The 26,276-nt window shown below is 65.3% G+C and carries 23 protein-coding genes; 14 read left to right on the top strand and 9 right to left on the bottom strand.

Features of this window, described 5'->3' with window-relative positions; genetic code table 11:
• Positions 1 to 4 precede the first annotated feature (4 nt).
• Genes modA through ACWF9G_RS19265 form a run of 3 tightly spaced genes read left to right on the top strand, consistent with a single transcriptional unit; the run spans position 5 to position 2,642 of the window.
• The gene (gene modA, locus ACWF9G_RS19275) at positions 5 to 787 is read left to right on the top strand and encodes a molybdate ABC transporter substrate-binding protein (RefSeq protein ID WP_452516824.1); all 783 of its coding nucleotides are present in this window, start codon (positions 5 to 7) and stop codon (positions 785 to 787) included.
• Positions 784 to 1,596: a molybdate ABC transporter permease subunit gene (gene modB, locus ACWF9G_RS19270; RefSeq protein WP_452516822.1), complete on the top strand. Its 813-nt coding sequence runs from the start codon at positions 784 to 786 to the stop codon at positions 1,594 to 1,596. The genes modA and modB overlap by 4 nt, the downstream gene beginning before the upstream one ends.
• Entirely contained in the window at positions 1,593 to 2,642 is a 1,050-nt protein-coding gene (locus ACWF9G_RS19265; RefSeq protein ID WP_452516821.1) for an ABC transporter ATP-binding protein, read from the top strand. The genes modB and ACWF9G_RS19265 overlap by 4 nt, the downstream gene beginning before the upstream one ends.
• Before the next feature lie 73 nt (positions 2,643 to 2,715).
• Here ACWF9G_RS19265 and ACWF9G_RS19260 read toward each other — a convergent pair whose 3' ends face one another.
• The 3 genes from ACWF9G_RS19260 to ACWF9G_RS19250 all read right to left on the bottom strand — a co-directional run bounded on the left by ACWF9G_RS19260 (position 2,716) and on the right by ACWF9G_RS19250 (position 4,934).
• On the bottom strand, positions 2,716 to 3,702 hold the full coding sequence (locus tag ACWF9G_RS19260; protein ID WP_452516819.1) for a serine hydrolase domain-containing protein: 987 nt from the start codon (positions 3,700 to 3,702) through the stop codon (positions 2,716 to 2,718).
• A gap of 329 nt (positions 3,703 to 4,031) precedes the next feature.
• Positions 4,032 to 4,436 carry a hypothetical protein gene (locus tag ACWF9G_RS19255; RefSeq protein ID WP_452516818.1) on the bottom strand — a complete coding sequence of 135 codons (405 nt, stop codon included), beginning with the start codon at positions 4,434 to 4,436 and terminating at the stop codon, positions 4,032 to 4,034.
• Positions 4,437 to 4,598: 162 nt separating this feature from the next.
• Entirely contained in the window at positions 4,599 to 4,934 is a 336-nt protein-coding gene (locus ACWF9G_RS19250; protein ID WP_452516816.1) for a TfoX/Sxy family protein, read from the bottom strand.
• A gap of 65 nt (positions 4,935 to 4,999) precedes the next feature.
• Here ACWF9G_RS19250 and ACWF9G_RS19245 point away from each other — a divergent pair, with 65 nt between their 5' ends.
• The 3 genes from ACWF9G_RS19245 (at position 5,000) to ACWF9G_RS19235 (ending at position 8,827) form a co-directional block, all read left to right on the top strand.
• A complete protein-coding gene (locus ACWF9G_RS19245) occupies positions 5,000 to 5,764 on the top strand; it encodes a siderophore-interacting protein (protein ID WP_452516814.1) in 765 nt (254 codons plus the stop codon).
• A 148-nt stretch (positions 5,765 to 5,912) separates the two neighbouring features.
• Complete coding sequence (locus ACWF9G_RS19240; RefSeq protein ID WP_452516812.1) at positions 5,913 to 8,069, top strand: elongation factor G-like protein EF-G2; 2,157 nt, start codon at positions 5,913 to 5,915, stop codon at positions 8,067 to 8,069.
• 137 nt (positions 8,070 to 8,206) lie between these two features.
• Entirely contained in the window at positions 8,207 to 8,827 is a 621-nt protein-coding gene (locus tag ACWF9G_RS19235) for a TetR/AcrR family transcriptional regulator (protein ID WP_452516810.1), read from the top strand.
• Between the two features lie 182 nt (positions 8,828 to 9,009).
• On the opposite strand, the gene ACWF9G_RS19230 is transcribed toward ACWF9G_RS19235, so the two are convergent.
• The 4 genes from ACWF9G_RS19230 to ACWF9G_RS19215 form a co-directional block, all read right to left on the bottom strand.
• Positions 9,010 to 10,650 (bottom strand): CocE/NonD family hydrolase, encoded by a 1,641-nt coding sequence (locus ACWF9G_RS19230; RefSeq protein WP_452516808.1) that lies wholly within the window; start codon positions 10,648 to 10,650, stop codon positions 9,010 to 9,012.
• 432 nt (positions 10,651 to 11,082) lie between these two features.
• Positions 11,083 to 11,490 carry a hypothetical protein gene (locus ACWF9G_RS19225; protein ID WP_379309660.1) on the bottom strand — a complete coding sequence of 136 codons (408 nt, stop codon included), beginning with the start codon at positions 11,488 to 11,490 and terminating at the stop codon, positions 11,083 to 11,085.
• 218 nt (positions 11,491 to 11,708) lie between these two features.
• Entirely contained in the window at positions 11,709 to 12,152 is a 444-nt protein-coding gene (gene aac(6') / locus ACWF9G_RS19220) for an aminoglycoside 6'-N-acetyltransferase (RefSeq protein WP_452516807.1), read from the bottom strand.
• A 67-nt stretch (positions 12,153 to 12,219) separates the two neighbouring features.
• Complete coding sequence (locus tag ACWF9G_RS19215) at positions 12,220 to 14,739, bottom strand: oxygenase MpaB family protein (RefSeq protein ID WP_452516805.1); 2,520 nt, start codon at positions 14,737 to 14,739, stop codon at positions 12,220 to 12,222.
• A 127-nt stretch (positions 14,740 to 14,866) separates the two neighbouring features.
• Here ACWF9G_RS19215 and ACWF9G_RS19210 point away from each other — a divergent pair, with 127 nt between their 5' ends.
• On the top strand, positions 14,867 to 15,493 hold the full coding sequence (locus ACWF9G_RS19210) for a TetR/AcrR family transcriptional regulator (protein WP_452516803.1): 627 nt from the start codon (positions 14,867 to 14,869) through the stop codon (positions 15,491 to 15,493).
• Between the two features lie 911 nt (positions 15,494 to 16,404).
• Here ACWF9G_RS19210 and ACWF9G_RS19205 read toward each other — a convergent pair.
• Positions 16,405 to 17,343: an NAD-dependent epimerase/dehydratase family protein gene (locus tag ACWF9G_RS19205; protein WP_452516802.1), complete on the bottom strand. Its 939-nt coding sequence runs from the start codon at positions 17,341 to 17,343 to the stop codon at positions 16,405 to 16,407.
• A gap of 133 nt (positions 17,344 to 17,476) precedes the next feature.
• On the opposite strand from ACWF9G_RS19205, the gene ACWF9G_RS19200 reads away from it, so the two are divergent.
• Positions 17,477 to 18,169 carry a TetR/AcrR family transcriptional regulator gene (locus ACWF9G_RS19200; RefSeq protein WP_452516800.1) on the top strand — a complete coding sequence of 231 codons (693 nt, stop codon included), beginning with the start codon at positions 17,477 to 17,479 and terminating at the stop codon, positions 18,167 to 18,169.
• Positions 18,170 to 18,456: 287 nt separating this feature from the next.
• On the opposite strand, the gene ACWF9G_RS19195 is transcribed toward ACWF9G_RS19200, so the two are convergent.
• Positions 18,457 to 19,197, bottom strand: coding sequence for an alpha/beta hydrolase (locus ACWF9G_RS19195; protein WP_452516798.1), 741 nt, complete (start codon positions 19,195 to 19,197; stop codon positions 18,457 to 18,459).
• Positions 19,198 to 20,248: 1,051 nt separating this feature from the next.
• On the opposite strand from ACWF9G_RS19195, the gene ACWF9G_RS19190 reads away from it, so the two are divergent.
• The 6 genes from ACWF9G_RS19190 (at position 20,249) to ACWF9G_RS19165 (ending at position 26,008) form a co-directional block, all read left to right on the top strand.
• Complete coding sequence (locus ACWF9G_RS19190) at positions 20,249 to 21,031, top strand: hypothetical protein (protein WP_452516797.1); 783 nt, start codon at positions 20,249 to 20,251, stop codon at positions 21,029 to 21,031.
• Positions 21,028 to 21,618 (top strand): cytochrome c oxidase subunit 3, encoded by a 591-nt coding sequence (locus ACWF9G_RS19185; RefSeq protein ID WP_452516795.1) that lies wholly within the window; start codon positions 21,028 to 21,030, stop codon positions 21,616 to 21,618. The genes ACWF9G_RS19190 and ACWF9G_RS19185 overlap by 4 nt, the downstream gene beginning before the upstream one ends.
• Before the next feature lies 1 nt (position 21,619).
• Positions 21,620 to 21,907: a cytochrome C oxidase subunit IV family protein gene (locus ACWF9G_RS19180; RefSeq protein ID WP_452516793.1), complete on the top strand. Its 288-nt coding sequence runs from the start codon at positions 21,620 to 21,622 to the stop codon at positions 21,905 to 21,907.
• Between the two features lie 644 nt (positions 21,908 to 22,551).
• Positions 22,552 to 24,057 (top strand): aldehyde dehydrogenase family protein, encoded by a 1,506-nt coding sequence (locus ACWF9G_RS19175; RefSeq protein WP_452516792.1) that lies wholly within the window; start codon positions 22,552 to 22,554, stop codon positions 24,055 to 24,057.
• Entirely contained in the window at positions 24,054 to 24,482 is a 429-nt protein-coding gene (locus ACWF9G_RS19170) for an SRPBCC family protein (RefSeq protein WP_452516790.1), read from the top strand. The genes ACWF9G_RS19175 and ACWF9G_RS19170 overlap by 4 nt, the downstream gene beginning before the upstream one ends.
• 11 nt (positions 24,483 to 24,493) lie before the next feature.
• Positions 24,494 to 26,008, top strand: coding sequence for a flavin-containing monooxygenase (locus ACWF9G_RS19165; RefSeq protein WP_452516788.1), 1,515 nt, complete (start codon positions 24,494 to 24,496; stop codon positions 26,006 to 26,008).
• The last annotated feature ends 268 nt before the right edge of the window (positions 26,009 to 26,276 follow it).

Genomic DNA, 26,276 nt, shown 5'->3' with positions numbered 1-26,276 from the left:
GAACATGATTCGTACAGTGCGCGCGGTCGCGGTGGTCGGTGCGGTGGCGCTGGCCGCGGTCGGCTGTGGGACCGACAAGGCCGACGAACCGGTAGCGGCGGGGGACAAGGTCACCGGCACTGTCACCGTCTTCGCCGCGGCGTCGCTGACCGAGACCTTCACCGAGCTGGGCAAGCAGTTCGAGGCGGCGCATCCCGGGGTGAAGGTGGTCTACAACTTCGGTGGCAGTTCGGCGCTGGCCGAGCAGATCAAGCAGGGCGCGCCCGCGGATGTGTTCGCCTCGGCCGCGCCGAAGAACATGCAGCAGGTCGTCGACGCCGGTGAAGTGACCGCGAAGCCGGTGATCTTCGTGCGTAACCGCCTCGAGATCGTGGTGCCCGCGGGCAATCCCGGCCACATCACCGGTCTGGCGGACTTCGGCAAGGCCGAGCCCAAGATCGCGCTGTGCGCCGAGCAGGTCCCCTGCGGTGCCGCGGCGAAGACCGTGTTCGAAGCCGCGGGTGTCAGCCCGCAGCCCGACACCCGCGAATCCGATGTGAAGGCCGTGCTGACGAAGGTGACGCTCGGTGAGGTCGACGCCGCGCTGGTCTACCGCACCGATGTGCAGGCCGCGGGGTCCAAGGTGGAGGGCATCGACTTCCCCGAGTCGGGCAAGGCCGTCAACGATTACCCGGTCGCGCCGCTGGCCAAGGCGCCCAATGCCGCTGCCGCCGCCGCGTTCGTGGAGTTCGTCGGCTCGGACCAGGCCCGTGCGGTCTTCACCAAGGCGGGATTCGACAACCCGTGACACGGGTCGCACGACGGCGGGCGGCAACGGGGCGGCGTCCGCTGATCCTGATGGTGCCCGCCGTCTGCGGTGTGGTCTTCCTGACCCTGCCGCTGGTGGGGATGCTGCTGCGCACACCGTGGCGGACGCTGCCCGAGCGGCTGGTCAGTGCCGAGGTCGGGCAGGCGCTGCGACTGTCGCTGGTCTGCGCCACCTCGGCGACCCTGGTGTGTCTGGTGCTCGGTATCCCGCTGGCGTGGTTGCTCGCGCGTGGTGATGTGCCCGGCCTCGGGTTCGTGCGCGCGCTGGTCACGGTGCCGCTGGTGCTGCCACCAGTGGTCGGCGGTGTGGCGTTGCTGCTGGTGCTGGGTCGGCGCGGCCTGGTCGGCCGGTATCTCTACGAGTGGTTCGGGTTCTCGTTGCCGTTCACCACCGCCGGGGTGATCGTGGCCGAGGCGTTCGTCGCAATGCCGTTCCTGGTGATCGCGGTCGAGGGCGCGCTGCGCGGCGCGGATCCGAGGTATGAGGAAGCGGCCGCGACACTCGGTGCGTCGCGGTGGCTGACCTTCCGCCGGGTTACGTTGCCCTCGGTGATGCCCGGCGTGGTGGCGGGTGCGGTGCTGTGCTGGGCCCGCGCGCTCGGCGAGTTCGGCGCGACGATTACCTTCGCCGGAAGTTTTCCCGGCACGACCACGACCATGCCGCTGGCTGTCTACCTCGCCCTGGAAACCGACCCCGAGGACGCGATCGTGCTCAGTGTCGTGCTGCTCGCGGTGTCGGTGGCCGTGCTCGCCGCGCTGCGGGACCGGTGGATACGAGGCCCGCTGTGACCTTGAACGCCGAAATCCGGATCACCCGTGCGTCTTTCGAGCTCGACATCGCCATCGAGGTCGCCCGGGGCGAGGTCGTCGCGCTGCTGGGGCCCAACGGTGCCGGCAAGACCACCGCCCTGCGTGCGCTGGCCGGGCTCACCCCGTTGAACGAAGGGCGGATCGTCCTCGACGACCACGTCTGGGACGCCCCGCCGGACCGATTCGTCCCGGCGGAACGACGTGAAATCGGCGTCGTGTTCCAGGACTATCTGCTGTTCGCGCACATGAGCGCACAGGAGAACGTCGCCTTCGGCCTGCGTGCTCGCGGACAGCGCCGCACCGAGGCGCGCGAACAGGCCGCACGCTGGCTCGAACGAGTCGGCCTCGGTGCCCATCTGCACGCGAAACCCCGTGCGCTGTCGGGCGGTCAGGCACAGCGGGTCGCGCTGGCGCGTGCCCTGGCCACCGACCCGCGGTTGCTGCTGTTGGATGAGCCGCTCGCCGCACTCGACGCGGGCACTCGACTGCAGGTGCGGGCCGACCTGGCCCATCACCTCGCCGACTACCCCGGGCACACCGTCCTGGTCACCCACGATCCCTTCGACGCGATGGTGCTGGCGGACCGGCTGATCATCGTCGAGAACGGCGCCATCGTCCAGGAGGGTGCGCCGACCGACGTCGCCCGCAGGCCGCGGACCGATTATGTCGCCGACCTGGTCGGGCTGAACCTGTATCAGGGCACGGCACAGGGAAACTCGGTCGATCTCGGCGACGGCGCGGTCTTCACCGTCGCCGAACCCGCGCACGGCGCCGTCCACCTCGCCTTCGCTCCCACCGCGGTGAGCCTGTACCCGGAACGCCCCAGTGGCAGTCCACGAAACACCTGGCAGGTCATCGTCACCGGCCTCGAACAGCACGCGCACACCACTCGGGTCCGGCTGTCGGGCGCCCCGGCCGTTCTTGCCGAGGTCACCCCCGCCACCGTCGCGGACCTGCGCCTGCACAGCGGCTCCCAGCTGTGGGCATCGGTGAAAGCGACCGAAATCCACACCTATCCGGCGTGATCGACACCGGCCGGAGCCTCGGCCGCCAGGACGTATACTCAGGCCTTCGCGCCTGAGCGCAGCGGCGTGGTCCTCAGTCGCAGAGCGCGTCACTGACCAGGTCGGCGGCTCTTGCTTCCTGCTCGATCATCTTCTCGGGCAGGGCCGTGGTCTGTGAGATGACGATGCTGCGTTTCCCGTCAGGGGTGACTCCGTCGCTGGTGATGAATCCGGCGTCGCCGCCACCGTGGCTCCAGTATTCGCCGCCGCAGGCGAGCGGGCGCTTGACCAGGCCAAGGCCGTATCGACCACCAGGCCAGAGCATCTCGACCTTCTCATCGATCTCGACGGTCGTCTGCATGTGCTCCAGCTCTGCGGGCCGCAGCAGTCTGCCGCCGAGCAATGCTCGGTAGAAGGTGTTCATGTCGGCGGTGGTGGAGATCAGATTCTCGGCGCCGTCCAGGATTTCGGTGGTGTCGACGAACTCGCTGCTGCCGGCGAACACCGAGTAGGCGCGCGCATGCGGGTCGGGCAGGGTGGTGCTCTGGCCCGGCCACACCGAATGCCGCATGTCCAGCGGCCGGAAGATCCGATGGTCGATCTCGGCTTGCCAGCTGTTGCCGGTGATCTTCTCGATGACGGCCTCGGCGAGAAGGAAGTTCGTATTCGAATAAGCCCACCCCGCACCGGGTTCGAAAGCGGGAGCCATCGCCATGGCCCGCTTGATCAACTCGTCCCGGGAGTATGAGTCGAATCGGTGTTGCAGATACTGCTCTTTCGAATCGAAGCCGGGGTAGTCGTCCAGCAGCCCGCTGGTGTTCTGGAGCAGTTGGCGGATCGTGATCCTTCGGCCATCGATCTCGTGCCCCGCTCCGGTCCCCGTGACGACCCCGGGCAGATGCTTCTCCACGCTGTCGTCGAGGGACAACTTCCCTTCGCCGACGAGTTGAAGAATCACCGTGGCGACGATGGGCTTGGTGGCGCTGGCAATCCGGAAGTACCCGTTGCCCGGCACCGGCCGATTCGTCCCGACCTCGGCCGCGCCGCTGACGACGACCGAACTCCGGCCCGTGCTGTCCACCGCGCCGGCCTGCGCTCCGCTGCCGCCGAGCGCCGTAATCGCATCCAGTCCTCGCTGGAGATCGGCCCAACTATCGCCAGGCGACGGCGCGCACGCCGGAACACAGAACACCAAGGCCGTGACCAAAGCCGCAGCGCCGCAACTCAACAGACGATGACGAGCCACAGGGCGCCGTCGTTCCTCCCCAACGAACACAGTTCTCTCCTGACGTCACTCATGACGCTAGTGCCTCGTTCGGGACAGTGATGCGGCAATCGGTGCCGAGGTGACACCTCGGCACCGATTGCCGCGGACGGAACCCGCGTGCGGCTGCCCCAACCCCGCGGCCGTCAGGCGGCGTCGAGGGCGGCGGCGATCTTGCGGGCCATCGCTGCCACAGCCGGGGTGGGCTGACCACTGTCGGCCTGGGTGGCGGCCTCGACGGCGACCAGGACCGTGTCGCGGAAGTTGCCTGCTTCGGCCGGGTCCTGCTCGGCGAGCAGGCGCACGGCCGCGGTCAGGCTCGGCAGCACCTGGTCGGCGAGTGCGGCGACGGACTTGCCGGGCAGGTGGATGTCCTTGGACTTGGCGGCGAGCACGTGCCCGACCAGACCGGTCGCCGAGGTCAGGGCGATGGAACCGTGCGAGATCCCCTTGTGCGGCGCGCCGGCGGAGGCGATCAGCGAGACGGCGCCGTAGGCGGCGGTGCGCAGGGTGCTCTTGTCCTGGTCGGTCAGGGTGATGGTGGTGGACATGGTGTGTACTCCTCGAAATCGGTTGTGGCACTGACTGTGTCGGTGCCGGCTGTTTTGTTCGATGTACACACTGTGGTCGGGCCGCCTGACACCGAGCTGACACACACCTGACGTCTCCACTGACAGCGGCACCAGGCCTCGCGGCAGCGGCGGTCCGTCTGCTCAGTGCTTGCGGGGCAGGGCGGCGGCGAACGCCACGCCGCGTTCGACCCACTCGCACAGGACCGTGTCGTCGGCGACGAGTTCCGGTGCGACGCGCAGCCAGCCGGTCATTTCGCGGCCGCCCATCGTCATCGGCGCGATCGCCGCGCCGTCGATCAAGTTCTCGCTCTCGGCAGGGTCGACCCGCACGAGCAGACCGCCCTTACCGCTCACCGCGACGGCCATATTGCCGCCGACGAGAAAGGCGAGTCCACCGAACATCTTCTTCTCATCGATGTCACCACGCGGATACACCAGCTCCCTGACCCGCTCGGCAAGCTCCGCGTCATACGCCATGCGCGCCAGTATGCGCCAGGCCACCGACAACCACCTGCGGTACGTTTGTTAGGTAACGCTAACTAATGGAGGTTTCCTTGGCTCGCCCCCGTACCACCCTGACGGTGCTGCGCACCGAACGTCTGTCCCCGCATATGGTGCGCGTGCACTTCCGTGCTGCCGGTCTGGCGGTCGGCGCGTTCACCGATTCGTACGTCAAACTCATCTTCCCGATAGACGGCGTCGAGGTGCTGCGCACCTACACCCTGCGCTTGATCGACCGGGCAGGCGAACAGGTCGCGATCGATTTCGTGTATCACGGCGACGAAGGCATCGCAGGACCGTGGGCAGCGCAGGCAGCCCCGGGTACCACCATCGATGTCTTCGGCCCAGGCGGTGCCTACGCCCCACGCGCCGAGGCGGACTGGCATCTGCTCGCGGGTGACGATTCCGCGCTGCCCGCCATCGCCGCCGCTCTCGAGTCGATGCCGGCGACGGCCGCGGGTATCGCCTTTGTGGAGGTGGCTGGGCCCGAGGACGAGCTCCCTGTCGCCAAGCCTGACGGGGTGGAGCTGACCTGGTTGCATCGAGGCGACCGTGCGCCGGGCGAAGCGCTGGCCGAGGCTGTGCGCGGCGCGGTCTGGCGTGCGGGACAGGTGCAGGTATTCATCCACGGTGAAGCGCACGCTGTCATGCACGATCTGCGCCGCTACATCCGCAGAGAACGGGAGGTTTCCGCCGAGTGGGCCGCATCGATCTCCGGTTACTGGCGGCGGGGCCGGACCGAAGAGGGTTTCCGGGAATGGAGGGCGGATCTGGCCACCCGCGAGTCCGCGCCCACGTCCAACTGACCGGCCGTACATCACTTGTTCCACTGGGGAGGTCCCTAGCCGGTCCGTGCCGGGTCTCAGCATCGATCGGCAGGAAACCGTGGACGTGCCCCTACCTGCGGTGGGAAGCTCGAAGGAGCCGGGTCCCTAATCCGAGGGAGCGTGCGACATGGTGGACCGGACGAACGGGGCGCAGCGACCGGAGAGCATCCGGAACGTGGCGCTGGTTGGCTGCAGCGGTGCGGGGAAGACGACGCTGGTGGAGGCGCTGGCGTTGGCGACCGGGACGGTGAACCGGGCAGGCCGGGTGGAGGACGGGACATCGCTGTCGGACTACGACGAGGTCGAACGGCGACAGCACAGATCTGTGCAGGTGTCGGTGGTCCCGGTGCTGTGGGGCGGGGTGAAGATCAATCTGATCGATACGCCGGGATGCCCGGATTTCGTCGGTGAACTGCGGGCCGGGTTGCGGGCGGCGGACGCGGCACTTTTCCTGGTGTCGGCGGCCGACGGAGTGGAGGGTGTGGCGGGGGCGACGCGACAACTGTGGGCCGAATGCGCGCGGGTGGGGATGCCGCGGGCGATCGTGATGACACATCTGGACACGGCGCGGGCGGAATACGCGGAACTGGTGCAGACCTGTCAGGCGCTGCTGACCGACGGAGCGAGCGATACCGTGCTGCCCCTGCACCTGCCCGTCTACGGGCCGAAGAGCCCCGACGGGCACCGGCCCGCGATCGGACTGCTGGAACTGCTCGAGCGGCGGGCGGCCGACTATCGCAGCGGGAAACGAGAGCGCACCGAACCTTCCGCGGAACAGCTCGCGGAGATCGACCCGGCCCGCGATCGGTTGATCGAGGCGATCATCGCCGAGAGCGAAGACGAAACGCTGATGGACCGGTACCTCGACGGCGAACCCGTCGAACTCGACACCCTGGTCGACGACCTGGAACGAGCCGTGGCGCGCGGAAGCTTCCACCCGGTGCTGTTCGCGGCACCGGCGGCCGAGGACGCGGAGCAGGGCCTCGGCACGCTCGAACTGCTGGAACTGGTCACGGCCGGGTTCCCGACACCGATCGAACACCCGCTGTCGGCCGTGCCGCGCGGCGACGGCGCCGCGCCCACCGCGCTGCGCTGCGATCCGGCGGGGGAACTCGCCGCGGAGGTCATCCGGACCTCGTCCGACCCGTATGTGGGACGGGTATCGCTGGTGCGGGTGTTCTCCGGCACGCTGCACAGCGATCACACCGTCCACGTCTGCGGACCGGAGCACGATGCCGACGACCGGGTCGGCGGAGTCACCGCGCCGTTGGGGAAACAACAGCGGACGCTGACCGAGGCCGTCGCCGGCGATATCGCGTTCGTGAGCAAACTCGGCCACGCGGAAACCGGCGACACCCTCTCCGGCACCGGGCAACCCCTGCTGATCGAGCCGTGGCAGCTGCCGGAACCCCTGCTGCCCGTGGCTATCCGGGCGCAAGGGAAGTCCGATGAGGACAAGCTCTCGCAGAGCCTGACCCGGCTCGTCGCCGAGGATCCGACCCTGCGGCTGGAACACAACGAACACACCCATCAGCTGGTGCTGTGGTGTCTGGGGGAAGCCCACCGGGATGTCGCGCTGGAACGGTTGCGCGGGCGGTTCGGGGTGCGGGTGGACGTGGAACCGTATCGGGTGGCGTTACGGGAGACGCTCGCCGCCGCGGCCGAGGGGCGCGGCAGGCTGGTGAAGCAGTCCGGCGGGCATGGGCAGTACGCGGTGTGCCAGATCCAGGTGGAACCGCTGCCTGCGGGGACGGGATTCGAGTTCGTCGACCGGGTGGTCGGTGGGGTGGTGCCGCGGCAGTTCATCGGATCGGTGGAGAAAGGGGCGAGGGCGCAGGCCGTGCGCGGGGTCACTCCCGGATATCCGCTGGTGGATGTGCGGGTGACACTGGTGGAGGGGAAAGCGCACTCGGTGGACTCCTCCGACGCCGCCTTCCAGACCGCGGGTGCCCTCGCTCTTCGCGACGCGGCGGACGCGTCAGGGACCCTGCTGCTCGAACCGGTTGCCGCGGTGCGGGTCACGGTCCCCGACGACCATCTGGGCGCCGTCCTCGGCGACCTGTCCACCCGGCGCGGCCGCATTCTCGGCACCGAACCGGCCGAGACCGGCCGCACCCAGATCCGGGCCGAGGTACCCGAACTCGAACTGAGCAGGTATGTCATCGACCTGCGATCGCTCACCCACGGGGCGGGGTCGTTCGCCCGCGGGTATCTACGGCACGAGCCGATGCCGGCCGCCGTCGCCGAACGGGCACGCAAGGAAAGCGCCGGGGCGTCGGCCTGAATCACCGGGCCCTGAAGGTGGTCCGGATCTGTGGCCGGCGGGTACGAGCCGGCCGGACACGAGGATGTCGTGCAACTGGATCGTTGCGTACCTGCCCTGATGGCGTGACGCGGCAGGCATCGAGTAGAACGGGGTCCATGGTCGAACGCGAGCACAACCTGGATAGCGACTCGCCCCCCGAGCCGCGGCGGCGGACCGGCGGGCGCTCGGCCCGGGTGCGCGAAGCCGTGCTCGCGGCGGCGCTGGATCAGGTCGCCGAACACGGCATCGAGGGATTGGCGATCGGTGATATCGCGGCCCGCGCCGGGGTCGCCGAGACAACGATCTACCGACGCTGGGGCACCCGCACCGCACTGCTCGCCGACGCCGTCACCGAACTCGCGGCCGTGGGCAACCCGACACCAGACACCGGAAGGCTGCGATCGGACCTGCGGCAACTCGCCGACCAGATCTCGCACCTGATCTCGCGCCCCGGCATCGCCAGGTTGCTCGGCACGGCCATCGCGCTGTCGGTCGACCCCGACGTCGCCACCGCCCGTCACCGCTTCTGGGACGACCGCTTCGAACGCACCGCACCCGTCATCGACAAGGCGGTCGAACGCGGTGAACTCCCCGCGGGCACCGACCCGCGCGAGGTCATCGAAACCCTCTCCGCCCCACTCTATTTCCGGTTGATGGTCACCGACCTGCCCCTGGACGACACTTTCGTCACCCGCTGCATCGACCAAACCATCGCCCTGTACAGAAAGACGGGCTGACCCGGACCACCGCGACGCCCGGTGGGAACGGGCGGTTGTCCGCACTGCCTGCGCCGGCTCCTCGCAACGCCGAGCGACACGGCGATGGCCGCGACGAAGGGTTTTCAGGCGGTCGGAACCCGCGGCAAGGTCCCGATCGGGTGATCGAGACCTTGCCGAGGATCACACAGTACGGAGCTGGATCAGCCGGCTATAGGGATGTCGATACCCGCTGCGCCGTGGACGGCGGACAGGGTCACCACGGTGTCGGGTTCGGTTTCGCCCGCGTACAGGGGGTCCTCGGTAGCCAGGATGACGGCGAGCTGGTGGCCGACGGGGACTCGATAGTCGGTGGCCTGCAAGCGCAGATCGACCGTGGTGGGATGTTTCGGTTCGGCGGTGCGCACCGTGGCCGCGGCATGGGTGATGATCTTCAGATTGCCGGTGACCACGTCGAGATCGAACAAGTAGGCGACCACGGTGACGGCATGGGTGGTGGGAGTCGCCGTCACACGAATCCGTGGGATACCCGCGATGTGGTGGGGCGACGGAAGCGGAGCGCTCGTCCACACCGCGCTGGTGGATCGATCGACCTCGGCGAACCTGTGACGCACGGGCATGAGCAGCCGCTCACGGAAGCCGTCCATGACCAGTTGGTTCACGGCGCGGACCTGCGGGTCACCGGAACGGATGGTCTGGCTGAAGTCCGAGGGCGGGTCGAGAACCAGTGCACCATCGGTGGATCCACTCGCGGGTGCGGCGAAATGGTAGGTGCGGATCGGGTTGGACGACCAGCTTTCCAGGCCGGCGAAGGAGGACACGGTGAAGCTATGCATGGTCTCGGTGTGCACGGCACCATCGCTGTCGATGCCGTTGTCGACACCCTTGAGATAGTGGTCCAGCCAGTCGTAGGCGGCCTCGGAGGTGCGAGTGTAGACACCGAGCAGCAAGCCCGGAACCTCCACTGCCCCATGGTCTCCGATCGCCAGATCCAAGCGCTTGGGGCCGGGGAACTCGGCGAAATAGCTCAGCAGCTGGTTCTGGGGAAAGATGGTCTCGTGCCAGTAGCTGGTGAAGAAGGTCGGCACGGGACGGCGTTCATCCGGGATGTGAGCCGGCGAGCGCCGTCGCGCGTAGTCCAGCACACCCTCGATATCGGTGTTCGTCCGGAAGTCCTCGAGTATCTTCACCAGCTCGGCGCTGGGCTTCTCGCTGATCGCGCCCAGGGCTTCGGCGGCGAGGATGTGGCGGGTCTCGTTGTCGTACAGCGCTTCGCCGAGATCAGCCCAAGTGCTCAGGGCGACCACTGCTTTCACGCGCTGATCGGACTGGGCCACCAGCTGGCTGATGCCTGAACCGTAGGAGATGCCCGCCATGCCGATACGTTCCTGGTCAACCTCGATCTCCGGTTGCGCGAGCGCCCAGGTGATCACTTGCGAGCCGTCCGCGACGTCTTCGGGACCGGCCACTGTCAGCTCACCACCGGACCCGGGCAGGCCGCGCTCGGTGTAGGCGACGACGGCGTAGCCGCGCATGAGCAGCCTGATCAGCGCCCCGGAGTACATTTTCCAGCCCGTGGGGTCCAGGCCGGCGGGAAGTACGACGAGTGGATGCGGGCCGCCGCTGGTCGGCCAGGCGGCCATGGCGTCGAGCAGTTCGCCGTCGTGGCCGGGAATCTGCACCTGAGTGAACCGGCACCGAGCGCGGACGGCGGCGATGTCGTCGATCAGGTATTCGGGGACGCCGGTCGCGTTCCCGGTGAGCAGATCATCAACGACGGCGAGTGCGGCGACTTCCTGATCGGGAGCGAGTAGGCGCAAGCGGTCAGGGCGAGCTTCTGGCATGGCGATCTCCTGTCGAATTGGTGTATTTCGGAGCAGCAGAACAGCTGTGCGACAAGCAAGGGAGCTACTACGGGACGAGACCCAAGCCACCCCCGCTCGCCAGCGATGCTACATCGGTCTCGACAGTTGGTGTGTTCTGTTGCAGCGGTAGATATTTGACATGCGAGAGTGCGAATATATGCGATCTCATTGTGAACACCCGTGTCTGGGTCGAGTGATTCCCAACGGGCCCGGACAGGTGACCAAGCGCCGCTGATTCGAGGCGCGAGAGGGGCTCGCAGGCAGATTCCGGATCGAAGAAGTCCAGGCTTCGTGAATGAGCTGGCCCACGCACGGCAGGCTTCACCGTGTCGCCACGGTGAAGCCTGCCGTGTTCGGTTATGGGTGGGGCAGTCGTCGATCTCCACGCACCGGCTGCCCCGTGTGGACGCTCTAGGAGCTTGCGATGGTGAGCTGCTTGGTCACCCAGAGCACCTCGTTGCCGTCGCCATCGTCGAGCCGGACGCTGACGTTGGCGGTGTGGCCCGCGACGAAGCTGTGGCCGTTCAGGGACGGAACCTGCTGGGTGAGGGTGATGGTCTGCCCGGTGCAGTTCGGGGTGGAGCGGGTCAATCCGAGCGCTCCGGACGCGGGGTCCTCGGCGACCACGGAGAGGGTGCGGACGGGGCCGTTGGCGTCGCAGGCGTACCCGAAGTTGACGCTGACGGTGGTCGAGGAGCTTCCGGCGACGGTGGCGGTGTTGACCTGTGCACTGGTCGCCGCGTAGGCGGGAGCTGCGGCGAGTACGACTCCGGCGATCATCGCGGGAAGTCCGAGCAGGGTGGCGGTGGTGCGGTTCATCTTCGTCCTGTTCCTCGGCGGTTCGGGGCCGATTCGAGGGTGTCGGCCCCGAACAAGCTCTCGGTGAGCAGTCCGGATTGGAAAGGTTATAGATCAGTGAATTCTATTGTCTCGCTGCATGTTTCGCTGAATAGCCTTCGATCCTGAGATCTTGATTCGGGGCATGCGGGCGTCGGCAGGCGGGCCGTTCACACCAGATGTGGAGCCAGGATTCTGCGTCACAGGATCTTCCGGTAGAACACGACACGTTCGCGTTCGGCGAAGCCGAGGGCGGCGTGCATCTCCTGGCCCGTGACGTTGGTCAGAAGAGCGTCGGAACCGAGTTCGGTGCAGCCCTGGTCTCGACCCCACGCCTCCAGCGCCGCGCACAGAGCCCGGGCTACTCCGCTTCGACGGTGGGTGGGGGCGACGTAGAGGCCTTCGAGGAAGGCAACAGGTGAGGTGTCGCATCCGTTGACGTAGTCATGGCGCAGTGTGACCTCGCCGAAGCCGACTGCCGTGCCGCGATCATCGCGGGCGAGAAATGCGGCCGCGCCGCGGGAGTCGTCGTATTGCTCGCCGACGTCGGCACGGTGCTCATCGACAGAGCTGTCGGGCCACAGCTGCGCCCGCAGGGAGGCCAACTCGTCCAGGTCGTCCGCCCCACAGGGATGTATCCGCATGCCCGCACAGTATGCCCGGGCGGACGTACACCGGAAGCGGACCGTGGATGCGTTCCAGTACCGCTCGTTACGCGCGAGGCGGGCGAGCTACGCGCAATGCCGCGCTGCCGAGGCTGCCTGCCAGGGTCGGGGCGGCGTGGCGGCGGGTATTCCACGAGAGCGGCTGGGTGCGACGCAGGTCGGCGAGGATGCGTTCGGCGCATTCCATCGCGCTGTCGGCGGCGAGCTCGGTGCCGACACCGCGCCCGCCCGCGCCGCAGCCGGCGAGGTAGAGGCCATCGATCGGGGTGTCGACGCTCGGCCGGTAGCGGCCGACCTGGTCCGGAGTCTGCGCTGTCGAGATGGCCGGGCCGAACTCCTTGCCGTTCCAGTGCTCCATCCAATGGGTGGTGGTGCGGTCGACGAACAGGGTGTGCGCGTCGAGGCCGGGAACGATCCGGCGCAGCTTGTCGTGGATGGCTTCCTCCCACCTGCGCGCCGGATCTTGCAGCTGTACATCGGTGGTGGGGGCCACCGCGCAGGCGGTGAGCAGCTGGTGTCCGGGAGGCGCCAGATCGGGATCGAAGTTGCTCGGCACCGGGCAGTAGAAGAGCAACGCGTCGGGGATTCTGCCCCCGTACACGTCGGCCATGGCCGAGTTCAACAGGTCGGCGTCGGCATGCAGCAGATCGCCGCTCTCGCCGAAACCGCCGATGAGACAACCGGTGTCCACCAATTTCCGGTCGAGCGCGAACTTCGCCTGCACGGCGATCACCGAGCCCTTGATCGCCTTCGCCGCCTCGACGTACTGCTGCGGCAGCGCACCCGGCTCGCACAGGTACAACGCGGTCGATCGGACACTCGAAGTGGAGATCACCATGTCGGCGTCGAGGACCGTACCGTCCGCCAGTTCGACGCCGCGCGCGGAGCCGTCCTTGCTGACGATCCGCTTGACTTCGGCGTTCGTGCGGATCTCGGCGCCGTGCTCGGTGGCGATGCGGCAGTACGTTTCCGGGATCGCGGAGGACCCCCCCTTCGGATAGGACAGGTTGTTGTCGAGGATCATGCGTTTGAAGCAGTAGATCGCCTCGCCGGCCGAGACCCGCTGCGGTTCGATGACGAAATACAACCCGAGCAGGAAACAGAAGATCGTCGCCAGCCGGGGATTCCGGGTGTACTGGGCGATGAACTCGGTGACGTCACGGTGCAGCCAGCGGTCGGCTTCCTCGTCGCTGATGGTGAGCAGGCGGGTCATCATCCGGACCGTCTGCGCGACTTCCACCGGCGTCAGGCCCATCTCGCGCACCATGCGCGCCGCGAACATCGGGTAGCGGTGGATGCGCGACGGCAAGGGCACCGAGGAATACGGAGCGGGCCCGCCCGCGGCGGGCCAGCGGATCTCGGCGATGTCGCGGGTGGTCCGGAATTCGATCGCGCCGGGTCTGCCCACTCGGGTGAGTACCTGGCCCAGCGGCCCGCGCTCACCGCGGGTGAACATGTGCGTGCCGAAATCGATGCTGAATCCCTGCTTTTCGTACCCCGCGCAGGCGCAACCGAGATGCCGGTTCTTCTCCAGGAGCGTCACTCGCAAGCCGGCGTGGGCCAGCAGTGCGGTCAAGGCGGTGCCGCCGATGCCGGCGCCGATCACGATGGCATGGGGGCGATCGGTGGTCATGTCATGGTTCCTTTCGAAGAGCACGACTACCGTCGGCCTGCGTGCTCGGCGCGCCGGATGCCGTCGTAGGCGCGGGGGTAGTACGAGATGGCGCTGCGGCAGGATCGCGAAGACTGCCCGGATGATCGCCGCGTACACCGCCAGTTCCAGCACATCGCGGCCGGTCCAGTCCAGCCCCAGGTCTCGGCGGACCGGTTCGGGGATGGAGGCGCGGGTCGCGCGATCGGCCACCCGGCGCAGCGGCGGCCACAATGCCTTCCAGGTCGGTCTGCCGAGCGGCCAGCCCGGTGGGGGCGGAGCATCGTGCAGGATTGTGAGCGTGGTGCGTGGCACGATGCCGATTTCGAGTCGGTCGAGCACCATGCGGTCGTAGTAGTCGTAGAAGACGTCCAGATCGCCGGGCATGTCCTGTGGGCGTAGCCCCATGGTCAGGCCGACGTAGCGCCACTCATGAAAGAAGCGGTGGCGCTCGTCCGTCGTGAGCGGTGTGCCGAACAAGTCCTGCATCCGGACGACCGCGTCGAAGATGGTGGCCCACACCCAGCGGTAGGCGTCGGGATCCATCGCGTGGTACTTGCGGCCGTCGGCGGTGACGCCCTTGATGCCGCGATGCGCTTCGCGGACACGACGGCCGGTTTCCTGGGCGTCGAGCCCGTCGTAGACGCAGCCCAGGATGGGCATCAGCGAGGTGAACAGCCGCTTCCAGGGCTGGGTGGCGTAGTACGAATGCTCGTCCACGCCCGCGTTCACGACCGGATGCGCGGTCTGCATGATCAGGCCGCTGACCAGGACCAGCGTCAGTCGACCGTCACCGACCACTCGGTAGGCCACGGTCTCGGTGTCCAGGGGGTGATCGCGGTCGGGAATCGTCGGCGCAGGAAAAGCGCTCGGTGCCGGCCTGGGCTGCGGGCTCACCGTTGAGCTGCTCGCCATCTGTTCCACCTCACTGTAAAACCAGAGTCGTAGGACAAACATAATCAATCTGTCCTATAGGACGGTAACACGAAATTTGTCCTATGGAGTCGCGGGTTCGGTCTCGATTCGCGATAGCCTCGACGGCGTGAACAACAGCGCCTACCCGATCCGTGGGCCCCTCGACGCCACCGCGGAGCGAATCCTGGACGCGGCACTCGTGTGCTTCGGTCGCGATGGGATCCGCCGCACCCGCATGGACGCCGTCGCCGCGGAGGCCGGGCTGGCGCGATCCAGTGTGTACCGCTACTACCGGCAGAAATCCGATCTCATCAACGCCGTCCTCATGCGCGAGCTCGAGCGCTTCCTGGCGGCGTTCGAGCTCGCTACCGGGGATGCGGCCGATCCGATCGCGGTCGCCACCGAGGGTTTCGTCGCCACCATCCGGTTCATCCGCGCGAGCCCGATCCTGAGTCAGCTACTGGTGGCCGACAGTGAAGAGCTGCTGCCGTACCTGACGGTGCGCGGCGGCTCGATCCTCGCCGTTGCGCGCGCGTATCTGCTGCAACGCCTCGTCGAGTTCGCGCCGGAAGACGCTGTGGATTTCGACGCGCGCGAGGAGTTGGCGGAAACCGCTGTGCGACTGGCGATGTCGTTCGTCTTCAATCGCGAGAGTGTGATCGATCTGGACGACGAGGCCGCGTTGCGCCGGTATGCCCGCCGCTGCGTGGCGCCGCTGGCCACACTGATCCTCACTGCGCCCGAACTGTCGTAGACCGTTTCGGGCCCGCGGGCGCCTCGCCGTCCACTCGAACGCGCTGGAACACGGAACGATCTTGCCGCGAGCACAGCCTCATCGAAATCGTGCTGCTGATCAACCAAAACGAGGGACTGGCGGCCACCATCACCGCCCTGCGCATCGGACGAGACCGGTTCCTGTCCGGGTAGCCGAGCAGGACCGCATCAACGCGGCATCGAATGTACGCGGCTCGTCCGCGACGACATCGCCACCCGCATCACGCAACTCGCCGAGCAGATCCGAACGGGGCTGATCGCATCGGCCTGGGCGAATCGGCTGTGCTCAGCGGCGTCGAGAACTGGGCCAGTGCGGAAGTGGCAATGGCGGCAACACCGGTGGGGTAGTCGACTCGTCCCCGGACAGCGGATGAACCTCACCGGTGAGCGCGGACAGCGCACCTGCGACCGGGCTGATCGGCTCGATCACCGGTGATCACCACCCCTGGCATCCAGGGCGAAAAGTGGCACAGCTGCCACTTGTGATTTGCATTCCCACAGGTCAGTGGTGTGGAAGGTTGTTCTCCTCCGTGTGCGAGTGCACTCGAACACGGAGCTCCGAATGTGGCATGCGTGCCACAAATCTGTGCGCGAGAGGGGACTCGCACACGAATAGTGGATCAGAAATCAACAAATCTGTGATCGAGTGCGATCGAATACAAATCGCAGGATCACCGACGGCAGACTAGCATGCCGAAACTTCATCGACGGAGCCGATTGTACAGCCGAGACATCCCAGCTGCAGCCCACACCTGTTCGGCTGCAACAGTGTTGTTTCGTTGTCTCACCAGCTTTGGTAGACGATCGCCCCAGACTCATCCTGGGTCCAGGGCGATCGCCGTTTCGGTCTCCCGGCGTAGCCGCACGTCTGTGATGAGTGGGCGATTTCGGTCAGGACGATGTAGCAGTGGGTTTCTGGGCGGCGGTGATCATCTCGTGCAGTACCTCGTCTGTCGGGGTCGGGGTGAGCCCGAACGCGGCAGTTGTCGCGGAGGAGTCCATCACGAACGGTCGGTTCATCTGGTACCGCATCTCGACCGTCTCGCGGGCTGCGGAATCGAACAGACCTGCCAGTCGCAGCGCTGCTACTGGTAGTGCGCTCACCCGGGCGGGCGGGGCCTCTGCGAGTTCCGCCGTGCGCACGGCGAGAGCACGTACCGAGACCGGCGGTGGTGTCGGTACGTGCCATGGCTTGCCCCACGCGGATTCGTCGGACGCCACCGCGACCAGAGTCCGAGCGACATCGCCGACGTAGGTCCAGCTGTGCGGTGCGTCGAGATCTGCGGTGATCGAGGCCCGGCGCCCGGCCAGGATCCGAGGCAGCACCAGCACCGTGAACGACGACACCACCCCGGCCCCCAGGTAGTCCGACCCGCGCACCTCGACGGTGCGCAGTCGTCCTGCCTCGTGGTCCGCGAGCGCGTCCAACCAGACCTGCGCTCGGACACGTCCTTTCACTGTGTTCGGCCGTAGGGGAGTTTGCTCGGTCATCGGTCCGTCGACGAGGCCGTAGCCGTAGAGGTTTCCGGTGGTCACCAGTACCGCGCCGGTCTCCCTCGCGACGGTTCTCAAAGCTGCGCCCAGCGGCGGCCATTCCTGCGGCCACCGGTGGTAGGCCGGGCCTGCGCAGCTGTACAGCGCCGCAGCGCCTTTGACATGGCGAGCCAGGGCGGCGGCGTCGTTTGCGTCGGTGGCGATCAACTCGATCGACGAGTGCGCAGGCCCACCTCCACGGCGGGTGACCAATCGGACTTGGTGTCCCGCATCGGCCAACAAATGCGCGGTCGCGGTGCCGACCGGACCTGCGCCGACGATGACATGCAATGACATGGGGTTATGCCTCTCGGAAACGTAAAGAGAACAGTGTTTCTGTTTCGGTTCACCGTACTCGGCGAGCTCCGTTCGGGTCAAGAACGATGTTCTTGAATCGACTCAGTGTTCTCAACCGTGCGACACTGGTCCGATGACCGCCAGATCACTACGCTCGCGCGTACGCGAGGAGATGACCGAGGAGATCAAGCGGGTCGCGCGTCGCCACCTCGCCACCCAGGGGGCGGACCTGTCGCTGCGCGCGGTCGCCCGGGAAATGGACATCGTGGCTTCTGCGCTGTACCGGTACTTTCCGAACCGGGACGCGCTGCTGACCGCGCTGATTCTGGAGGCCTATGAGTCGCTGGCGCAGGCCGCGGCTGCCGCCGACGCGGCGGTGGATCGGGTAGACGGTCGTGGCCGCTGGTATGCGGTCTGGCGCGGGGTGCGTGCCTGGGCGCTGGCGCACCCCGCCGAGTACGGACTGCTCTACGGCACGCCGGTCCCGGGGTACAACGCGCCGCCGGACACCGTCACGCCCGCCTCCGCAGTCGTGTTGTTGTTGGTGCGCATCGTCACCGACGCTGATCTGGGACCAGCTTCCGCCTCCACTTCGATGGCTGAGCCGCTCCGCGCCGACCTGCGCCGCCTGATCGACGAGCAGCCCGGAGACCTCGACGAGAACAGGCTCGCCCTGGTCTTCGCTGGCTGGACGCAGTTGTTCGGTCTCGTCAGCTTCGAGGTATTCGGCCGGCTGGATCAGACCGTTACGGCGGTTGCCGACCATTTCGATTACCAGGCGGCGATGATGGCCGACCTGGTCGGCCTGCCGACGCGATCGGTGTGAGCAGGGACGACGGCAGCGTGGCATTCGGGCGCTGGAGCAGGTCCCGGCGGCAACGGATATGGTTGCTCACGAGCGCCTGGTCCAAAACCGTCGCAGTGTGCGACCAGTTCACCGTCGTCGGAAGCTTGCACGCCAACAACTGGCTATCCGATCGGAGCAAACCTGATCGAATCCGTCGCGCTGACCGTATTGGTCTCCAAAGCCGGCCATGAGATTCGACTTGGTTCAAGGTGTGCGCTGAGCCGGTGCGTGGGAGTGCGGCGGCGCGGTTGAGCCTCGCGGGTCGCTCATCGCGCCGGCAGTGTGCGGTGAATGTGGCTCACCGATCGAATCTGCCCGCTGGTTGTGCGACGCATCGGGGAGGAGTGCTGCGCCCTTGTCCCGCTGTGCATCGTTGGGCCGCCTTTGACCGATGCTTGTGCGAGAACGAAGTCGACGATGGCAACGGACACTGCACGGCGTACTGGTTCGTGCAATAGATCATGTCCGGCGTCGGGGAACTCCCGCATCGTGACGGCCGGGTGCCGGGTGCACCAGTTCCTGATCGTGCCGATTGGTGCCCGTCGGTCGTCCTGCCCATGGAGGACAAGCGTCGGTACGTCGGGCGCTGGTACGTCGAGCGTATGAGCTAGTTGAGGTGTTCCGGTGAGGGCTACGCTCGAAATGTGTTTTACGGCTGGGGAACCGGATTGCATCGCGATGAGCGCCGTTCCTGCGCCGAGCGAGTGCCCGACCATGGCCAGCGGAATTGTTGCGTTGCTGGACCGAACGACCGAGATTAGCTGCAAGACCGAGGCGGCGAGATCGTCTACTGGCGGGAGCCCGTTGATCTCGCCTTCGCTCAAGCCGTGACCGATATGGTCGATGCCCCAGACTTCGATGCCATGCCGATTCAGGAACCTGCCGAGTTGGTGGTAGTCCGCGCTCTGCTGCCCAAGACCGTGAAGGAGGATCACTGCCATGCGAGGGCGCGCAACCTGCCAGCGCCGGTAGTGCACCAGCCCGCAGGGTCCATCGAAGAAAGGCACACCAGGAGTGTGCCAGACCTTAGCTTAGGCTTACCTGTGTAGTGGGTCACTCTTTGTGCTGGCGCTCCGACCCGCTGATGTCGCATCTGCGATCCGGTGGCGCCGGGTCGGCGAGGCATCGGCACGCGTCGTTGTTGGAGCAATGGTCTACTGCGGCCCGGCGGATAGCGAGGTGGTGCTAGATGGGAGGAGTCCCGGTGGCGGCCCGGCGGCGAAGTACTCGGCACGAAATGAGTGCCACCAACTGGCCTGTCCGAGTAACCCAGCACGTCGGCTCAACTTCAGTGAAGAGACTAGCCTGGCCACTGCGGGCACGGGCGGCCTTGCCGTAGCTGAGTTCGCCAAGCGTCCCGAGCGTCCGTTCGGCCGAATCGCGGTCGGCGTCATCATGGTCTTGGATGGGGCAGTCCGAGCCAAGACCTGTTCATGGGTCCTGCGGGCAGGGGCCCGGGGCTAATCTGCGGGTGCGTTGATGCTCAACGCTCATCTGAACGAGGCACCTCCATAGCCGTCCGCGAATACCTTGGCTTGCGGCCGGATCCTGTTGGGCACGAGCCTCTTTCGCCAGCTCATGGCCTGCGAGCGCCAGCAGCCGTCGCCGGTGATGGCGACCGCGAATGGGTCGAGGCCATCTTCGGGTCGGGCTAGCGACGGCGGTGCCAGGAATCAGACTCTCGCGGCACATTGGCTCGCGTTCCGGGTCTGCCTCGTATGGGCTCTGAGAGGGGCGGGAGTAGGCACGCAGCAGCATCGCTGCCCGGATATCGGTGACCGTAGAAGGCGCCCGGCGCGGGTTCGGCGTGCACCGTCGCAGCCGCTCAGCGGAAGGCGTCTTGCGTAGCGAGAATGGGATAACAGTCCGCAGACTATTGTAATCTAGGCCACAGTGATTAATAATACGTGACATGAGAGCACGATCACTGCAGATAGTTGCCACACCGGGCGGCGGTGTCTACCCGCTGCCATCGCTTCCTCAGCTGCCTTCCTCGGTCGGGGTGCCCGGCGCCGTGGCCGGAGCGCGGGGACGGTCCGAGTTGATGGTGGTTACGCGATGACCAGCACGTCGGATGTAATGCGTGAGGACGACGCTGACGTCGTCGTTACACAGCCACACGCACAGGCGTCGGTGGGGGAGGCCGACTCCGGAGCTACTCTCGGGATCCCCGAGCGACTCGGGATGTGGTGTGGCGCGGGGATGATTGTTCTGTTCGGTGCGGGATTCGCACTGGCCCAGTTCATCCCGCCGCCTGGTCCCGGTGATGCTGCGTCAACGGCTGCCTTCTATCGAGATGACGTCCTGCTGCATCGGTGCGGCGTGATTCTGATGATCATCGGCGGGACGTTGTGGATCCCGTTCGGTGCTGCGATTTCGGACCGATTGCGCCGTATCAAAGGGATCGGTACGACGGCTGCCACCGCGCAGTTCGGTGGGGCCCTCGCCAGCGGTGTATTGATGATGGTCTTCGGGAGTTTCCTTCTGGTGGCGGTGTTGCGCCAGGATATGCCGGACTCGTCATATCAGCTTCTGAGCCATACTACGTGGATGGCGTGGGGTGGGCTGTGGCAGCCAGGAGCGCTGCAGGCTGGTGCGACCGCGGCGGCTATTCTGAGTGACCAGTCGGAGAAACCGATGTTTCCGCGGTGGATTGGCTGGCTGAGTGCGTGGATGGCTTTCGGATCCTTGATGGGGTCGCTTATCCCCTTCTTTACCTCGGGCCCGTTCGCATGGAACGGATTTATCGGGTTCTTCATTGCTGCGATTCCGTTCTTTGCATTCCTCATTGTGATGTTCTTCGCGCTGTTGCGCCTTGCAGGTAAGGAGCGCCTCGGATGATCGGCTTGGCGCGGCAGGAAAAGTCTGAAAAGACTGTTCGTCTTCCGGGTGAGTCCGGTTCGTGGGTGCTCATCTTCGGGGAGATGTTCATTTTCACGTCCCTGTTCGGTGTTATCGTGTTCTACCAAGCGCGCTATCCCGAGATCTTCGCAGACGGGCAGCGTGACCTCGCTCAAGGCTTGGGTCTGCTGAACACAATCGTCCTGCTGGTCGGTTCGATCCTGGTGATCGCGGCGACAAATGCGGTGCGCTCAGCTAAGTATGATTCCGCTGGCCGCTTGCTGGTCGCCACGATGCTCACCGGGTTGGTTTTCATTGCGGTAAAGGCCGCGGAATGGTCGCTTCTCATCCACGAAGGTTGGTGGATAGATTCCAATCAGTACTGGATGGTCTATTTTGTGATCACCGGTGCGCACCTGGTCCATGTGGTGTCAGCAATCGGGCTCCTTTTTGTAGCGTTCCGGCGGGTTCGTTCGGGTCTCCCGGGCCGTTATGATCTTGCGCTATTCGAAACCGGAGCTTGCTACTGGCACATGGTGGATCTTCTGTGGCTGGTCATCTTCCCGCTCTTCTACTTGGTGAATTGATATGAGTGAAACTAAATCCATTCTGGTCAGTACGGTTCGTGGGAATACGGGCACAGTCTGGTTGGTGCTTACTGTACTGACTGCTGGTTCGTTCTGGTTGGGCGTCGAACATGCCTTGGGTACTACTCGCGCGTCGCTGTCGTTGATTCTTGTCATCGCATTCGTGAAGGCGTGGTTTGTAGCACGATATTTTATGGAGATGCGGCATGCTCCAATTGCCCTCCGTGCGGTAACTGATGGCTGGTTCCTGATCACCGCAACGGTGGTAATAGGAATGTTTCTGGCCTGAACGGGCAACCAAAGCCCGGGCCGGCCATGCCCAGTTCTATCCGCGTTGTTGAAGTCGAACCTAAGACGAGGGGCGCGACGTGGGCGGATCGCCCCGACCCCGAGGCGTGTGACGCCAAACAGTTCGGCGAGCTGTGCGCGGCCACGGCCACGCTTCCCTCTCGGATCACGGCGATCGGTCGAGGTAGTGCCGATACGACCTCGGGCAACGCCAAAACATTCTGGCCGATTCCGAGCCGCGACCGCGACCTCGTTGACGCCAAGGCGTCTTGTGAGATTTCGTTCATCACGGTCTCGGAGGTGTTCGGCCAGGGCGTGATTCGGGTCGTCGAGCGGATCTGCCGGGTGTCGTGGCAGGGATGTCGACGGCTGCGGGTTGTGGGCGCTTCATCGCACGTCGCTTCATCGCGCGTCGTGTCAGTGGGTATCGCAGACCTAGTTGGCCAAAGGCCAAGGGCTGGTGGCCCCCGCTGGTTCGCTCCGAGTGCCGGCGCGAACCAGCGGGGGCTAGTGTATGCGAACAAATACAAGCAAATGCCTACGCAAGGTTGACTTCTTGTGTCAGTCTAATCAGACTATGCGTACGGCAATGTGTGAATGGGTGACATGGCCCTTATGCATGCGCTGGAAGGAGTTCTGGGAAAGATGACGCAGGTCGAGGAGACGAAGCAGGTGTTGACCTCGGTTGACCCTGCAACCGGCGAGGCGGTCGCCGAGTTCCCGGTCATGAGTTCGAAGGAGGTTGATGAAGTCGTAGAGCGTGCGCGGGAAGTTTCCAAGTGGTGGGCAAGCCGCAGTTGGGCGGAGCGCGAGCGCTACCTCCTGCGCTGGGCATCGTGGCTGGTCGAACACGCGGATGAGTTGATCGACCTGCTGGTGGTCGAGCAGGGCAAGGCCCGCGAAACGGCCTTCCTCCTCGAATTGGTTCCGACGTTGGAACAGATTCGCTGGGCGGCACGAAACGCCCGGAAGGTGCTCGGTAGGCGCACAGTGTGGCCAGGAGCCCTGCTGTCGAACCACAGCGCGACCATTCAGTACAACCCTTATGGGGTCGTCGGAGTGATCGGACCGTGGAATTACCCGGTCTTCACCCCGGCAGGTCAGATGGCCGCATACGCACTGGCCGCTGGTAACACGGTCGTGCTCAAGCCGAGTGAATACACGCCACGGATCGGCAAGTTCCTGGTTGACTCGTTCGAGCTGGCCAATCCCGATGTGCCACTCGGCGTCCTGTCGCTGGTGACCGGTTATGGACAGACTGGTGCTGCGCTGTGTCGTTCGGGCGTGGACAAGATCGGATTCACCGGGTCTACCCCTACTGGCAAGCGCATCCTCGCTGCATGCGCTGAGAACCTCGTACCTGCCGTCCTCGAGTGTGGCGGCAAGGACGCCATGATCGTAGCCGAGGATGCTGATGTTCCTGCAGCTGCCAAAGCCGCAGCATGGGGTGGCATGGTCAACGCCGGGCAGACATGCGTGGGCATCGAGCAGGTCTATGTAGTCGACGGAGTCAAGGATCGCTTCCTTGATGAGTTGAGGACGCAGCTGCACGACATTCGGGCTGGCCAGGACCCAGATGCACCCTATGGTCCCATGACCACAGGACCGCAGGTAGAGACTGTTCGCCGGCATATCGACGACGCGTTGGACCGCGGGGCGACTGCGGTCGTCGGCGGCCGCGACTCGGTACGTGCGCCCTATGTGGACCCGGTTGTGCTCGTCGATCCGGCCGACGACTCGTTGGCGGTGACTGAGGAAACCTTCGGGCCAGTACTGGTTGTCCGGGCCGTATCCGATGTGGAAGAAGCGATCACTCTGGTGAATTCGCGTCGTTTTGGACTTGGTGCAAGCGTCTTCTCGAGGCGCCGCGGCCGCGAGATCGCGGATCGAGTCCGCAGCGGCATGGTTGGAATCAACTGTGCGCTGTCGTTCGTCGGAATCCCGTCGCTGCCCTTCGGTGGCGTGGGGGAGAGTGGATTCGGTCGTGTTCACGGTGCCGACGGGTTGCGCGAATTCGCGGTCCCCAAGAGCTTTGCCCAGCAGCACTTTGCAGTTCCGGGGATGGACACTGTCACGCTGCGGCCGTCGCGCTTCACCATAGATGCGATTCGCCGAGTTATGCAGATCCGGCATGGAAGGCGGCTGCTGTGAAAGTACGCGCATTCAAACAAGTTCCGTTGCCAGTGGATGTGGTCTGGCAGACGCTGATTGACCATGAGGGTATGTCCGAGTGGTCACCCGGAATACAGGTCACCCTGGAACGACCAGGGGATAGTGATCGTCACGGTGTCGGCGCGATCCGCCGCGTGAAAGGCCCTGGTGTCACCATTCGGGAAGAGGTGACCAACTGCGAAACCGAGCGATGGCTCGCCTACCGGGTGCTCTCCGGCCTTCCACTGCGGAACTATCGGGGAGAAGTATTTCTTTCGGGGCGCGGCGATGGATGCACCATCAGCTGGATGCTGATGTGCGACAACCGCTCAGCGCTGCTCAGGATCGCACTGGACACCTACGCAAATATTTTTCTCTATGCGCTTGTGCGTGCCGCTAGGCGACGCGTCCTGGTGCGGAAGTAAAGGCTGGTCGTATGTCGAAGTATGGGCTACATCGCGGTAGTGAGGAAGGCCTGTCCATCGCGATCGTTGGGAGCGGGTTCGGCGGCATTGCTGCCGCGATCGAGCTGCACCGCCATGGGCACTCCAACTTTGTGATCTTCGAGCGGGCTGACTCGGTCGGAGGTGTGTGGCGTGACAACCGCTATCCCGGAGCGGCGTGCGATGTTCCGTCTTCCATCTATTCGTACTCGTATGCTCTGAAGCCGGACTGGTCTGCAGTATTCGGTAAGCAGGACGAGATTCGAACCTACCTAGAGCGAGTCGCACGCGAGTTCGGCGTGCTCGATCGGGTGCAGTTGAAGACAGAGGTTGTGGCGGCAACATTTGTCGAATCATCCGGAACTTGGCGAGTTGAGTTGTCCACCGGCGAGGTGGCGGAGTTCGATGCCGTGGTGCTGGCAACCGGTCAGCTCAGTCGCCCGAAAATGCCGGATATCAAGGGTCTCGACGAATTTCGCGGTCAGGCATTCCACTCCGCGGAGTGGGATCATTCGGTCGACCTAACCGGCAAAAAGGTCATCGTCGTTGGCAGCGGGGCAAGTGCGATCCAGATTGTTCCTGCTATCGCCGACCAGGTGCGAGAACTCTCTGTGATCCAGCGGTCGCCGAACTGGGTTATCAGAAAGAGCACGAGGGTTCACGGCCCGATTGCCCGCCGCATACTCGCCGGCTCTGCACGCGCGCGAAAGCTACACCATAGAGCAATGTTTTTGGCCTACGAGACGCGATGGCCGCTTGTCTCGCGCCGGGCTAAGCCGATGAGAGCCCTGTCCGAGTGGTGGTACAAGCGGGTCATTCGTAAGCATCTCAAGGACCCGGAGGCGGTGCGCGCTGCGACGCCAAACTACACCATGTTGTGCAACAGGCTGCTGTTGTCCAATGACTGGTACCCCACACTGGCGCGAGATCATGTGCGCCTGATCGGTTCTGGTGTGGACCGGGTGGTCGAGGACGGGATCATTACGACGGACGGGCGACGAATCCAAGGTGATGTGATTGTCTGGTGCACCGGCTTCAAAGCCAGCGAGTTCCTGTCGCCGATCCGGATCACCGGCCGACGTGGCGCCGATCTCCACTCGATGTGGCAACACGGCGCCGAGGCGTATCTCGGCATGACGGTGGCGGGCTTTCCGAACATGTTCATGATGTTCGGACCGAACACCAACAGCATCACCAATTCCATCGTCTATTTGCTCGAACGGCAAGCGGAATACATTCGGCGAGGTCTGGCGGAGCTCGACAAGGCAGGCGGTGGTTGGTTCGATCTGCGGCTGTCGGAACAGGAGCGATTCCAGGAGTGGCTCCAGGAGAAACTTGGCGAGACGGTATTCACCGACACCTGCCCGGGCTGGTACACCAACGCTGAAGGCAAGGTCACCGCTATGTGGCCGTTGTCGCACCTGACTTACGCTAGGATGACCCGGCGGTTCGATACGTCCAAATACGAATATGGGCTCGGGCGCCAGGCAGATTCGGCGGCTGTGTAGCGAGCAGTTAGCGGAACAGGGCGGCTTCGCCGGCATCGACACGCTGTTCTGCGCCGACCACACCTCCATGCTGTTCGGCGACGCTGAGAGTGGTCATCGAGTGACGGAAGTCCATACATCAAATTGAAAATCCTGCGTCGCTGAAACATGTCAGTGGCGTGCTGTGCTGTCGCCGCGCCATAGTTACGCACCATGCGCGGTGACGGCACGCCCAAAGACCCGGCCGCAGTTTGTCCCTGGTGGCCGGAGTGCCGCAAGCGAAGGTCCG

The sequence above is a fragment of the Nocardia sp. NPDC055029 genome (assembly GCF_053608525.1).
Note: the sequence above shows the minus strand (reverse complement) of the source record. Positions and strands in the feature narration are given on the sequence as shown.